The 13,137-nt window shown below is 66.7% G+C and carries 12 protein-coding genes; 7 read left to right on the top strand and 5 right to left on the bottom strand.

Annotation, left to right across the window (positions count from 1 at the left end):
- Positions 1-219: 219 nt before the first annotated feature.
- Genes ACZ5TO_RS17395 through ACZ5TO_RS17375 form a run of 5 tightly spaced genes read left to right on the top strand, consistent with a single transcriptional unit; the run spans position 220 to position 5,977 of the window.
- On the top strand, positions 220-474 hold the full coding sequence (locus ACZ5TO_RS17395; RefSeq protein WP_464798983.1) for an acyl carrier protein: 255 nt from the start codon (positions 220-222) through the stop codon (positions 472-474).
- On the top strand, positions 471-1,643 hold the full coding sequence (locus ACZ5TO_RS17390; RefSeq protein WP_464798982.1) for an acyl-CoA dehydrogenase family protein: 1,173 nt from the start codon (positions 471-473) through the stop codon (positions 1,641-1,643). The genes ACZ5TO_RS17395 and ACZ5TO_RS17390 overlap by 4 nt, the downstream gene beginning before the upstream one ends.
- A gap of 4 nt (positions 1,644-1,647) precedes the next feature.
- The gene (locus ACZ5TO_RS17385) at positions 1,648-2,562 is read left to right on the top strand and encodes an amino acid--[acyl-carrier-protein] ligase (protein ID WP_464798981.1); all 915 of its coding nucleotides are present in this window, start codon (positions 1,648-1,650) and stop codon (positions 2,560-2,562) included.
- A gap of 1 nt (position 2,563) precedes the next feature.
- The gene (locus ACZ5TO_RS17380; protein ID WP_464798980.1) at positions 2,564-3,517 is read left to right on the top strand and encodes a DUF1839 family protein; all 954 of its coding nucleotides are present in this window, start codon (positions 2,564-2,566) and stop codon (positions 3,515-3,517) included.
- Positions 3,518-3,529: 12 nt separating this feature from the next.
- Positions 3,530-5,977, top strand: coding sequence for a glycoside hydrolase family 2 protein (locus ACZ5TO_RS17375; RefSeq protein WP_464798979.1), 2,448 nt, complete (start codon positions 3,530-3,532; stop codon positions 5,975-5,977).
- A gap of 44 nt (positions 5,978-6,021) precedes the next feature.
- Here the strand turns inward: ACZ5TO_RS17375 and ACZ5TO_RS17370 are convergent, their stop codons facing one another.
- Positions 6,022-6,210 (bottom strand): hypothetical protein, encoded by a 189-nt coding sequence (locus tag ACZ5TO_RS17370; protein ID WP_464798978.1) that lies wholly within the window; start codon positions 6,208-6,210, stop codon positions 6,022-6,024.
- Positions 6,211-6,342: 132 nt separating this feature from the next.
- Between ACZ5TO_RS17370 and ACZ5TO_RS17365 the strand changes: the two genes are divergently transcribed.
- Together ACZ5TO_RS17365 and ACZ5TO_RS17360 are read left to right on the top strand one after the other, a co-directional pair.
- A complete protein-coding gene (locus ACZ5TO_RS17365) occupies positions 6,343-6,924 on the top strand; it encodes an IMPACT family protein (protein WP_464798977.1) in 582 nt (193 codons plus the stop codon).
- 248 nt (positions 6,925-7,172) lie between these two features.
- Positions 7,173-7,832: a peroxiredoxin gene (locus ACZ5TO_RS17360; protein WP_184144358.1), complete on the top strand. Its 660-nt coding sequence runs from the start codon at positions 7,173-7,175 to the stop codon at positions 7,830-7,832.
- 219 nt (positions 7,833-8,051) lie between these two features.
- Here ACZ5TO_RS17360 and ACZ5TO_RS17355 read toward each other — a convergent pair whose 3' ends face one another.
- The 4 genes from ACZ5TO_RS17355 to gcl form a co-directional block, all read right to left on the bottom strand.
- The gene (locus tag ACZ5TO_RS17355; protein ID WP_464798976.1) at positions 8,052-9,320 is read right to left on the bottom strand and encodes a glycerate kinase type-2 family protein; all 1,269 of its coding nucleotides are present in this window, start codon (positions 9,318-9,320) and stop codon (positions 8,052-8,054) included.
- A 160-nt stretch (positions 9,321-9,480) separates the two neighbouring features.
- Entirely contained in the window at positions 9,481-10,365 is an 885-nt protein-coding gene (locus ACZ5TO_RS17350; RefSeq protein WP_464798975.1) for a 2-hydroxy-3-oxopropionate reductase, read from the bottom strand.
- Positions 10,366-10,397: 32 nt separating this feature from the next.
- Positions 10,398-11,177 carry a hydroxypyruvate isomerase gene (gene hyi, locus ACZ5TO_RS17345; protein ID WP_184144355.1) on the bottom strand — a complete coding sequence of 260 codons (780 nt, stop codon included), beginning with the start codon at positions 11,175-11,177 and terminating at the stop codon, positions 10,398-10,400.
- A 15-nt stretch (positions 11,178-11,192) separates the two neighbouring features.
- A complete protein-coding gene (gene gcl / locus ACZ5TO_RS17340) occupies positions 11,193-12,980 on the bottom strand; it encodes a glyoxylate carboligase (RefSeq protein WP_464798974.1) in 1,788 nt (595 codons plus the stop codon).
- Positions 12,981-13,137 lie beyond the last annotated feature (157 nt).

Genomic DNA, 13,137 nt, shown 5'->3' with positions numbered 1-13,137 from the left:
CAGGCGCCTCCTCGCCGAATGCCCTCGAAAACCGGCATTCTTCGCCCTTTCTTCATGATGTTCCGAAACGGATCGTTCCATCTCGATCCAGCCTGCGGAGGCGCTTCACGAAATCTTATCCATGTCCTTTCAACCGATCTTATCAACCGCCGGTTATGGATGTGCGGAACGATAAGCCGATGGCCTCCCCGGCCGGCAAAGAAAGCGATGGAGAAGAAGATGAAGCAGACGATTCGTGAAATCCTCGGCAAGCACGGCGGTCTTCCGGTCCCGATCGACACGCTCGCGGACGATGCCGATCTCTATGCAGCGGGTCTTTCCTCCTTCGCCTCCGTGCAGGTGATGCTCGGCATCGAGGACGCCTTCGACGTCGAGTTCCCCGACAACCTCCTCAACCGCAAGTCCTTCCAGAGCATCGATGCGATCACGCGGGCGGTCTCCGGCCTTGTCGGCAGCGCGGAGGCCGCCGAATGACCGTCACCGTCGGAAAGGGCCTTGCCGAGCGCGCCGAGCGCGTTTCCGCCGTGGCCGCAGCGCATGCCGACGACGTGGACGCCAGGGCCCGCTTCCCGCGCGAAGCCGTCGACGCGATGATCGCCGAACGGCTGCTCTCCATCCAGATCCCCGCAGCCCTCGGCGGCGAGGACGCCTCCCTTTCCGAGATCGCGGAAGTCTGCTCGCTGATCGGCCAGTCCTGCTCGGCGGCGGCCATGGTCTTCGCCATGCACCATATCAAGCTGTCGAGCCTCGTCTCGCACGGCGCAGGCGATGCCTGGCATTCCGCCTTCATGCGCCGCGTCGCCGGCGAACAGCTCCTGCTTGCCTCTGCAACGACCGAGGGCGGCATCGGCGGGAATCTCCGCAACAGCATCTGCGCCATCGAGATTACCGGCGAGACCTGCCGCCTGACGAAGGACGCGACCGTCATCTCCTACGGCGCCCATGCCGACGCGATCCTCATCACCTCGCGCGCCCACGCCGACGCCGCCTCGACCGACCAGGTCATGACCGTCTTCACAAAGGACCAGTACACGCTGGAGCAGACCCATGTCTGGGATACGCTCGGCATGCGCGGCACCTGCTCGGACGGCTGGCTCTTCAAGGGAGAGGCGCCGAAGGAGCAGATCCTTCCCAAGCCCTTCGCCGAGATCGCGGCGCAGTCGATGCTCGCCACCTCGCATCTCCTGTGGAGCGCGGTCTGGTACGGCATCGCCGTCAACGCCGTTTCCCGCGCGCAGGCCTTCGTGCGCGCCGCCGCCCGCAAGAGCCCCGGCGTGACGCCGCCCGGCGCGCTGCGCCTTGCGGAAGCCGTAAACCTCCTCCAGCTCGTCAAATCCAACACCATTGCCGGCCTCAAGGAATACGAGGCGGCCAAGGCGGATCCCGACCGGCTCTCCTCCATGGGCTTTGCCGTGGCGATGAACAACGTGAAGATCGCTTCCTCCGAAACGATCCTTGCCATCATCAACCAGGCGATGCTGATCTGCGGCATCATGGGCTACAAGAACGGCACGCCCTTCAGCCTCGGCCGGCACCTGCGCGACGCGCATTCCGCCCAGCTGATGATCTCCAACGACCGCATCCTCGGCAACACGTCGAACCTCCTGCTTGTCCACAAGCAGGACACCAGCCTGATCGGGTGACACCATGGACATGCAGACTTCCCTTCTCGACCGGCTCTTCGATTCCGGTCTTCTCATCGACACCGGCGTCGAGGGCCTTTACGGCCGCTCGGGCGCCTTCGAGGACGTCATCGCCCGCTTCGAGCGGCTGATCGACGCCTATGGCGGGGCCGACGGCGCGGAGGCGATGCGCTTTCCGCCGGGCATGAACCGCGCGCATTTCGAGACCTCCGGCTACATGAAGAGCTTCCCGCAGCTTGCCGGCACCGTGCACAGCTTCTGCGGCGGCGAGCTCGACCATATGAGCCTCCTGCAATGCATGGAGGTCGAGGGCGACTGGACGAAGGACCAGAAGGCGACCGACATCGTGCTGACGCCGGCGGCCTGCTACCCGCTCTACCCGACGATCGCCAAACGCGGCCGCCTGCCGGCGGGCGGCGGGCTCTACGACCTGCAGTCCTACTGCTTCCGCCACGAGCCCTCCAACGACCCGGCCCGCCAGCAGCTCTTCCGCATGCGCGAATATGTCTGCATGGGCACGCAGGAGCATGTGACGACCTTCCGCCAGACCTGGATGGACCGGGGCCTCGAAATGATGGCCAAGGTCGGCCTCGACGTGACGATCGATGTGGCCAACGACCCGTTCTTCGGCCGCGCCGGGCGCATGCTCGCCAACAACCAGCGCGACCAGAACCTGAAGTTCGAGCTGCTGATCCCGGTGACGTCCACCGCCAAGCCGACGGCCTGCATGAGCTTCAACTACCATCAGGACGCCTTCGGCGCGAAATGGGGCCTCAACCTCGAGAACGGCGACGTCGCGCATACCGCCTGCGTCGGCTTCGGCCTGGAGCGCATCGCGCTTGCGCTCTTCGCCCGCCACGGCCTCGACATCGCCGCCTGGCCGACGGACGTGCGCAACGTGCTGGGATACCAGGACTGACATGGCTGCCGTCTTCCCCGGGCTCGACCCCGCGACCTACCGGCCGCACGCGCTGCACGACGCCGAGCGCGCGTGGCCGGAGACAAACTGCTATGTCGACCTCTGGATCGAGGTGCTGAACGCCTTCGGCACCCCGCCCGAGGCGATGCTCGGCTTTGCGCTGACCCAGGATTTCGAGGGCGACCAGTTCACCTTCTTCAAGGTGCCGCTGGAAGACCTCGAAGCGCTCTACGGCATCCGCTCGACCGAGCTTGCCATCTTCGACCGGGTGGAGAACCATGTCGAAACGCAGATCGCGCGCGGGCGCCTCTGCCTCGTCGAGATGGACAGCTTCTACATGCCGGACACCCGCGGCGTCGCCTACCGCCAGGAGCACGGCAAGACGACGGTGGCGATCAACCGGCTGGACCTTCAGGCCAAGCGGCTCGACTATTTCCACAATGCCGGCTTCTTCCGGCTGGAGGGCGAGGATTTCGACGGCCTGTTCCACCTGAACGACCGCCCGGAGGACCTGCCCTTCCTGCCCTATACGGAGTTTGCGAAATTTCCGGAGAAGCGGCCCGACGAAGCCCACCTGCGCCGTGAGGCGGGACGCCTCCTCGCCTTCCATTTCGCCCGGCGCCCGGCGGAAAATCCCGTCGCGGCTTTTGCAAAAGTGTTTCCGCAGCAGGTGGAGGCCGTGGCGGACCGGCCGTTCGGCTTCTTCCACAAATACGCCTTCAACACGCTGCGCCAGCTCGGCGCCAATTTCGAGCTGGCCGCAAGCCATCTCGACTGGCTCGGCCTCGATGGCGGGGACGCCGCCCGCAAGATATCGGAGACGGCGAAATCCGTGCAGTTCCAGCTTGCCCGCGCCGTGACCCGCCGCAGGTTCGACCCGCTGGCAACGGCGCTCGACCCGGCCATCGAGGCATGGGATACTCTGATGGCGAGCCTTGCCGCCCGCATCGACTGAAGGAACAAGGCAATGTCCGAGACCGGAAAGGCGCTTTCCACCGGCTGGCGCATGGCCCTGCTGCCTGCCGGCAGCGCGGCCGACCCGTCGGCACTGGACAGCCTTTCCGGCTTCCTCGACGCTCCCGTGCCCGGCACCGTCGCCGGCGCCCTCGAACGCGCCGGCCGTTTCGACCGCACGGCCCCTGAACCGCTCGACCATCTCGACGCCTGGTACGTGCTCGACCTTGCCGGCGAGACGCCCGGCGAGGCCATGCTGCATTTCGACGGCCTCGCAACGGTCGCCGAGGTTTGGTGGAACGGCGCGCTGGCGCTCTCCTCCGACAGCATGTTCGTGCGCCACACCCTGCCGGTCACGCTCACCGGCGGGGACCGCCTCGCCCTCTGCTGCCGCGCGCTGAAGCCGCACCTCGAAAAGCGCGGGCCCCGCGCCCGCTGGCGCCCGCAGATGATCACGCCGCAGGGGCTTCGGCTCGTGCGCACCACCCTCCTCGGCCGCATGCCCGGCTGGTGCCCGGAGGTTCATGCCGGCGGCCCGTGGCGGCCGGTGCGTCTCGCCCGGCCGAAGCCCGCCGTTCCAACGGATATCCGCCTTTCCGCGCGGCTTCACGAGGACGGCAAGGGCCGGCTGGAGATCGGCTTTTCGCTCGACGGCGCGGCAACGCCGACCGTGGAATGCGCGGGCGTCGCCGTCGAGGCGATCCCGAATGGAGAGCGCAGCTTCAGCGCCAGCCTCGTGATCCCCGATGTCGAGGCCTGGTGGCCGCGCACGCACGGCACGCCGGTCCTGCACGGCATTACCCTGACGGTGGACGGAGTGCGCCATTCCCTCGGCCGCACCGGCTTCCGCCGCATCGAGATCGACCGTGGCGCGGAAGGCAGGGATTTCGCGCTCATCGTCAACGGCCGGAAAATCTTCTGCCGCGGCGCCGTCTGGACCAATGCCGATATCGTCGACCTGCCCGGCACGCGGGAGCGCTACGAACCGCTCCTGAAGCTCGCGGCGGACGCCGACATGAACATGCTGCGTATCGGCGGCACGATGGCCTACGAGACACCGGACTTTTTCGCGCTCTGCGACGAGCTCGGCATCCTCGTCTGGCAGGATTTCCAGTTCGCCAATTTCGATTACCCGGCAAACGATCCCGCCTTCATCGAGAGCGTGCGCGCCGAAGTCGCGCAGTTCCTCGACGCCGTTGCCGGCTCACCCTCGCTCGCCGTGCTCTGCGGCGGCAGCGAGATCGACCAGCAGGCGGCAATGCTCGGCCTGCCGGAGACGGCATGGGCCGGGCCTTTGACACGCGATATCCTGCCTATGCTTTGCGCCGCGCACCGGCCGGATGTGCCCTATGTCGAGAATTCGCCGAGCGGCGGGGCCATGCCCTTCTCGCCGAATGCCGGCGTCACGCATTATTACGGCGTCGGCGCCTATTGCCGGCCGCTGGATGACGCGCGCCGCGCCGAGGTGCGCTTTGCCGCCGAAAGCCTCGCCTTCGCCAATGTGCCGGAGCAGGCGACGCTCGATGCGCACCTGCCGGTGCCGGCCGTTCACGATCCGCGCTGGAAGGCCCGTGTCCCAAGAGATCGTGGCGCGTCCTGGGATTTCGAGGACGTGCGCGACCACTATCTCGGCCTTCTCTATGAAATCGATCCGGCGCGTCTTCGCCGCGAGGACCCCGCGCGTTATCTCGACCTTTCCCGCGCCGCCGTCGCCGAGGTGATGGAGGCGACCTTCGCCGAATGGCGCCGGGCGCAATCGACCTGCAACGGCGCCCTCGTCTGGACCTTCCAGGACCTTCTGCCCGGCGCGGGCTGGGGCGTGGTCGATGCGACGGGCCTGCCGAAATCCGCCTGGCACGCGCTGCGCCGCGCCTTCCGCCCGGTGCAGCTTGCGCTTTCCGACGAGGGCACCAACGGCCTCGACGTCCACGCGATCAACGACAGCGCGGAGGAGCGGCGCCTGACGCTGGAACTCTCCTGCCTGCGCCACGGCCGCCAGCCGGTCGTTTCCGGCCGCCGGGAGATGGCGCTTGCACCGCACTCCGCCGAGACGCTGCCGGCAACGAGCCTTTTCGGCGCCTTCTTCGACACGACCTATGCCTTCCGCTTCGGCCCGCCGTCCCATGGCGTGACCGTCGGCCGGCTTCTCGACGAAGAGGGAGCGGTGATTGCGGAAGCCTTCCATTTCCCGCGCGGCCGCACGGCGGCGATGACGCCCGCCAGCTTGTCGGCGACGCTTCGGCAGGATGCGGCAGGCTGGGTGCTCGACCTTTCGGCGGATCGTTTCACCCAGTCCATCGCCATCGAGGCCGAGGGCTTCCTGCCATCGGACAGTTGGTTCCATCTCGCGCCCGGCGGCGTGAAGACGATCCGCCTTGCCTCGCGCGCCGGCACCGATCCGGCCGCAAAGCCCACGGGAGAAATCCGCGGGCCTAGCATCGAGGCCATCGTCTCGTTCTGACGGAACCACAGGAAATCACCGATGATTTCCTGTGGTCGAAGGATTTAGAAGAAAAGGTAGAGCGGCCACTGGATGGGCCGGCGGGAGGCGGAAAGGCGGCTGCCTTCGAGCGGGAGCCTGCCTTCGGTCGCCGTGCCCGGCGCCGTCTCGCGGCGCGCGCCTTCGGTCTTCGGCTGGAAGCCGGGCGGATAGAGGTTGAAGTAGCCGAGCGTCACGCCACCGAGATACATCATGCCATCGCTTTCGTGCTGGTTAAGGGTCCGGTCATCATCATGGCGAAATCGTGGCAGCAGTCAATAGTCCATAAAATTGGTGCACTATTCCGTCCTTGATAGGGCCGGTGCAGAAGAGCTACGAAGGCCCTCGTGTACACGCTGGACCGCACCGAAATCTTCGAGCAGGACATCCGCAAGAGCCGGTTCCTCGCCATTGCCTGCCCCGTCGAGAGCGAGGCGGAGGCGAAGGCGCGGCTGGCGGAAATCTCGGATGCCTCGGCAAGCCACAATTGCTGGGCCTGGCGCATCGGGCAGGCCTATCGCTTCAGCGATGACGGCGAGCCGAGCGGCACGGCGGGCAAGCCCATCCTCCAGGCCATCGACGGGCAGGACCTCGACCGCACGCTGGTCGTCGTCACGCGCTGGTTCGGCGGCATCCTGCTCGGCAGCGGCGGCCTGATGCGCGCCTATGGCGGCACGGCGGCGGCCTGCCTTCGCGCGGCGGCCAGGACGGAATATGTGGAGCGGGCCGCGCTTTCCGTCTCACTCGGCTTTTCGGACCTCGCGCTGGTCAAGGCGCGGCTTTCCGCCTTTGCCGGGCTGGTGATGGACGATGAGGCCTTTCACGAGAGCGGCGCGCGGCTTTCCTTCCGCGTGCCGGCGGAAAAGGCGGAGGAAATCGGCCGATTGGTCGTGGATCTGACCAGCGGACGGGCCGAAATCGGCGATTGAAGGCTGCAATCGAAATAAAATCGCCTTTCCACGCCGCGCCGCCCGGGGAGAACGGTTTGGCGCGGTGGCCGGGACTTGCCGAACGGCATCTTGCCACAAGGGAAAACGGCGCAAAGATGCGCTCTTGCCGCCCCTTGCCCCGGCGGCCCGCCGCTATAGGCAAGCCCGGTTTTTCGTTCTATCTACCCTGCGGACCCATTTTCGCGGGCCTTAGGGCTCGCGACCCGTAAGACAGAGAGGACGATCCCATGAGCCTTCGCATCAACGACACCGCTCCGGACTTCACCGCCGAAACCACCGCCGGCCCGATCAGCTTCCATGACTGGATCGGCGACGGCTGGGCCGTGCTCTTCTCGCACCCGAAGAACTTCACCCCCGTCTGCACCACCGAGCTCGGCGCCATGGCCGGCCTCGACGGCGAGTTCCGCAAGCGCGGCGTCAAGATCATCGGCATTTCCGTCGATCCGGTCGAAAGCCATGTCAAGTGGAAGGCCGACATCCGCACCGCCACCGGCTTCGACGTCGAATATCCGCTGATCGGCGACAAGGACCTCAAGGTCGCAAAGCTCTACGACATGCTGCCGGCCGGCGCCGGCGATACCTCGGAAGGCCGCACGCCCGCCGACAACGCCACGGTGCGCTCCGTCTTCGTCATCGGCCCGGACAAGAAGATCAAGCTGATCCTCACCTATCCCATGTCCACCGGCCGCAACTTCGCGGAAATCCTGCGCGCCATCGATTCCATCCAGCTCACCAGCAAGCACCAGGTCTCCACGCCCGCCAACTGGCAGCAGGGCGACGACGTGATCATCGGCGGCGGCATCTCCAACGAGGACGCCATCGCCCGCTTCGGCTCCTTCGACACGGTGCTGCCGTACCTGCGCAAGACGAAGCAGCCCGCCGCCTGACCGGCCGGTATCCGCGCCGGCGGCGCCGGCGAGAGTGGCCGGAGTGCTGCCCTCTCTTCCGTCATGCTCGGGCTTGACCCGAGCATCCATCCACGTCCGTGGGTGTCGCCTGGATCCTCGGGTCAAGCCCGAGGATGACGACGGAGAGGTGGGCGGAAGGAACAAAGCGAGCGGACGAAACAAAACAGCCCCGGCAAGCCGGGGCTGTTTTCGTTCGGACTACTGGATGAGGATCGCCCGGAAATCGTTGACGTTGGTGCCGGTCGGGCCGGGCACGAAAAGATCGCCGAGCGCGTCGAAGGCGGTCCAGCTATCGTTGCGGGCGAGGTATTCGGCAGCGTCCTTGCCCTTGTCGGCAAGGCGGGCGACGGTGGTGCCGTCGGCGAAGGCGCCGGCGTTGTCCTCCGAGCCGTCGATGCCATCCGTATCGGCGCCAAGCGCATGAAGGCCGTCGAGCCCGTCGGTGGCGCAGGCGAAGGACAGCAGGAACTCGCCGTTGCGCCCGCCCTTGCCCTTGCCTTTGATCGTCACCGTCGTCTCGCCCCCGGAGAGGATGACGATGGGCTTTTGGAACGGCCGGTCGCGGCGCACGACCTCCGCCGCGATGGCGGCGTGGACGCGGCCGACCTCGGAGGCCTCACCCTCGATGGCATCCGACAGGATGACGGCCTCGATGCCGGCCTCCTTGGCGGCGGCGGCGGCGGCCTCCAGCGAGACGGCGGCGGAGGCGACCAGCTTCACCTCGTTGCGGGCGAAGGCCGCGTCGGAGGGCAGCGGCGGCTCGTCCTTGCCGTCCCGGATATGCCGCATCACCGCTTCGGGCAGGTCGAGGCGGTAGCGCTCGATGAGGCGCAGCGCGTCGGCTCTGGTGGTTTCGTCGGCGATGGTCGGGCCGGAGGCGACGAGGGCGGGGTTGTCGCCCGGAATATCGGAAACGACGAGCGAGACGACGCGCGCGGGATAGGCGAGCGCGGCAAGCCGGCCGCCCTTGATGCGCGAGACCTGCTTGCGCACGGCGTTCATGGCGCTGATCGGCGCGCCGGAGGCAAGCAGCGCCTTGTTGACGGCGATCTCGTCGGCGAGCGTCAGGTCGCCGGCGGGCGCGGGCAGCAGGGCCGAGCCGCCGCCGCAGACGAGGGCGACGACGAGGTCGTCCTCCGTCAGGCCCCGGACCGCGGCCATCAGCCGGCCGGAAGCAAGGAGCCCGCTGTCGTCCGGCACGGGATGGGCGGCCTCGAGGATCTCGATGCGCTCGCAGGGCACGGCATAGCCGTAGCGCGTGACGACCACGCCGGTGAGCGGCGCGTCCCACAGGCGCTCGAAGGCGCGGGCCATCTGCGCGGCGCCCTTGCCGGCGCCGATCACCACCGTGCGGCCCTTTGGCTTTTCCGGCAGGTTGGCGGCCAGCACTTTCTCCGGATCGGCGGCGGAAACCGCGGCGGAAAAGAGCGTTTCGAGAAAGGCGCGCGGATCGGCGATGGGCGGCATGCGGTTCCTCCAGGTCTGCGAATGGCTCATATAAACACAGCCCCCCACCCGCGCGCCAGAACCGCCTCCAGTCGGAAACGGCGCAGCCGGGCGAGGGGCTGTGTCTCCTCCTCCAGAAGGGGTGACCGGGCGGGGCTCCCCTCCCCGCCCGGTCAGGCCGTCATGCGACGGCGTGGTTCGCCATGCGCTCCAGCGCCGTGACGAGACCGGAGTGGTCGAGGCCCGCGTCGCCGTGGGCCGCGCACTGATTGAAGAGCTCCTGCGTCAGCGCCGTGTTGGGCAGCGAGACGCCGATCGCCTTGGCGCCCTGAAGCGCGAGGTTGAGGTCCTTCTGGTGCAGCGAGATGCGGAAGCCCGGATCGAAGGTGCGCTTGACCATGCGCTCGCCATGCACTTCGAGGATGCGCGAGGAGGCAAAGCCGCCCATCAGCGCCGAGCGCACGCGGGCCGGATCGGCACCGGCCTTCGACGCGAAGACGAGCGCTTCGGCAACGGCTTCGATGGTCAGCGCCACGATGATCTGGTTGGCGACCTTCGTCACCTGGCCGTCGCCGCAATCGCCGACGAGCGTGATGTTCTTGCCCATGAGCTGGAAGAGCGGAAGCGCCCGGTCGAAGCTTTCCTGCGAGCCGCCGGCCATGATGGAGAGCGAGGCGTTCTTGGCGCCGACCTCGCCGCCCGAGACCGGGCCGTCGACATATTCGGCGCCCGTCGCGCGGATCTTCCTGGCGAATTCCTTGGTGGCGATCGGCGAGATCGAGCTCATGTCGATGACGAGCTTGCCGGCCGAAAGGCCGTAGGAGACGCCGTTCTCGCCGAAGAGAACATCTTCGACTTCCGGGGTATCGGGCAGCATGAGGATGATCGTGTCGACCGTCTCGGCGAGCACCTTCGGGCTGTCGACGATCTTGAGGCCGTTATCGACCAGATCCTTGTGCGGCGGGATGTGGAACTTCGAGGTGATGACCGTGTGGCCGGCGTCCTGCAGGTGGCGCGCCATGGGGGTGCCCATGATGCCGAGGCCGATGAAACCGATATTTGCCATGATTAAACTCCCAGTCCTGAAATTTGTGATGCTCAGCGGCCGACTTCGGCCAGCCAGCCGAGGCCTTCCTCGGTGGTCGTGCGCGGCTTGTACTCGCAGCCGATCCAGCCGTCGTAGCCGAGCGCGTCGAGCGTCTTGAACACGAAGCCGTAGGCGATCTCGCCGGTGCCCGGCTCGTTGCGGCCCGGATTGTCGGCAAGCTGCACGTGGGGGATCTTCGCCTGGTGCTTCTTGAAGGTGCCGATCAGTTCGCCTTCCGTGCGCTGCTGGTGGTAGAGGTCGTACTGGATGAAGAGGTTGTCGGAACCGACTTCCGCGATGATCGAGGCCGCCTGGTCCGGGGTGTTGAGGTAGAAGCCCGGAATGTCGAAATGGTTGATCGGCTCGATCAGCAGCTTGATGCCGTGCTTGCCGAGCTCCGCCGCTGCCAGCTTGAGGTTGGCGACGAAGGTGGTGCGCAGCACCTCGTCCGGCACGCCGGCCGGCGCGATGCCCGACAGGCAGTTGATCTGCCTGCAGCCGAGCGTCGTTGCATAGTCGATGGCCGAGGCCACACCGCGGCGGAATTCGTCGACGCGGTCGGGCAGGACCGCGATGCCGCGCTCGCCGCCGGCCCAGTTGCCGGCCGGCAGGTTGTGCAGGACCTGCGTCAGGCCGTGCCTGTCGAGTTCGGCGCGGATCGCGTCCTTGTCGAAATCGTAGGGGAAGAGATATTCGACCCCTTCGAAGCCGGCCTTGGCGGCCAGCGCGAAGCGCTCCATGAAGGGCGCCTCGTTGAAGAGCATGGTCAGGTTGGCCGCGAATTTCGGCATTTTCGTCTCCCTGGATCAGTCGAGCAACGCAGCCAGCGTTGCGGTCGGGGCATCTTCGCCGCGCTCGGCGAGGTCCTCGAATTCGACGACGGCATTGATGTCGGCACCCATGGCGATGTTGGTGACGCGCTCGAGGATGAACTCGATGACGACCGGAACCTGGTGCTCCTTCATGAGGTCCTGCGCCGTGTTGAAGGCTTCCTGGAACTCGTTCGGGCTGCGCACCCGCAGCGCCTTGCAGCCAAGGCCCTCGGCGACCGCGACATGGTCGACCCCGTAGCCGGCTTCCGCATCGCCATCCGCGTTGATGTTGTCGAAGGCGAGCGAGACTTCAAAGTCCATGTTGAAGCCGCGCTGCGACTGGCGGATGAGGCCGAGATAGGAATTGTTCACGACGACATGCAGGTAGGGCAGCTTGTGCTGGGCGCCGACCGCAAGCTCCTCGATGAGGAACTGGAAGTCGTAGTCGCCGGAAAGGGCGACGATCGGACGGTCCGGATCGGCGGCGCGCACGCCGAGCGCTGCCGGCAGCGTCCAGCCGAGCGGGCCCGCCTGGCCGCAGTTGATCCAGTTGCGCGGCTTGTAGACGTGCAGGAACTGCGCGCCGGCGATCTGGCTGAGGCCGATGGTCGAGACGTAGCAGGTGTCGCGGTCGAAGGCCTTGTTCATTTCCTCGTAGACGCGCTGGGGCTTCAGCGGCGTCTGGTCGAAATGGGTCTTGCGCAGCATGGTGCGCTTGCGCTCACGGCATTCCTCGGCCCAGGCGGACCAGTCGCGCAGCTTGCCGGCGGTCTTCCATTCCGTCGCGACGTCGAGGAAGAGCTTCAGCGCGGCGCCGGCATCCGAGACGATGCCGAAATCGGGGGCGAAGACGCGGCCGATCTGGGTCGGCTCGATGTCGACATGGATGAACTTGCGCCCTTCCGTGTAGGTCGGGACGTTGCCGGTGTGGCGGTTGGCCCAGCGGTTGCCGATGCCGAAGACGAAGTCGGAGGCGAGCAGCGTCGCGTTGCCGTAGCGGTGCGAGGTCTGCAGGCCGCACATGCCGGCCATCAGCGGATGGTCGTCCGGGATCGTGCCCCAGCCCATCAGCGTCGGGATGACCGGAACGCCGACGATCTCGGCGAATTCGACGAGGAGGTCGGAGGCGTCCGCATTGATGATGCCGCCGCCGGCGACGATCAGCGGGCGCTCGGCCTCGTTCAGCATGGCCAGCGCCTTCTCGGCCTGGGCACGCGTCGCGGCCGGCTTGTAGGCGCCGAGCGAGGCATAGGTGTCGATGTCGAACTCGATCTCGGCGAGCTGGACGTCGATCGGCAGGTCGATAAGGACCGGGCCGGGACGGCCGGAGCGCATGACATGGAACGCCTTCTGGAAGACGTAAGGGACAAGCGCCGGCTCCATGACCGTGACGGCCCATTTGGTGACGGGCGCAGCGATCTTGGCGATGTCGACCGCCTGGAAATCCTCCTTGTCGAGGCGGGCGCGGGGCGCCTGGCCGGTGATGCAGAGGATCGGGATCGAATCGGCGGAGGCCGAATAAAGGCCGGTGATCATGTCGGTGCCGGCCGGGCCGGAGGTGCCGATGCACACGCCGATATTGCCGGCGCGGGCACGGGTATAGCCTTCCGCCATGTGGCTTGCGCCCTCGACGTGGCGGGCAAGGATGTGGCGGACCGAGCCGCGCGCCTTCAGCGCCGAATAAAGGGGGTTGATCGCAGCGCCCGGTACGCCGAAGGCACAATCGATGCCTTCCTTCTCCAGAACCAGGACCGCTGCATCGACAGCACGCATTTTAGCCATGGGGTATCCTCCGTCTCTCGATACGGAAGGTAACGCATTCCTCTTTCCGCGCAATCATAAAATGGAAATCAATCCCACCATATGGAAATAAACATTTTCAACGAATCTGGAACAATCCGCCGAGGCGGGCTATGGGATGATGCGGCGACGAGGAAGG

Source organism: Shinella sp. Sh6, assembly GCF_055392685.1.
Note: the sequence above shows the minus strand (reverse complement) of the source record. Positions and strands in the feature narration are given on the sequence as shown.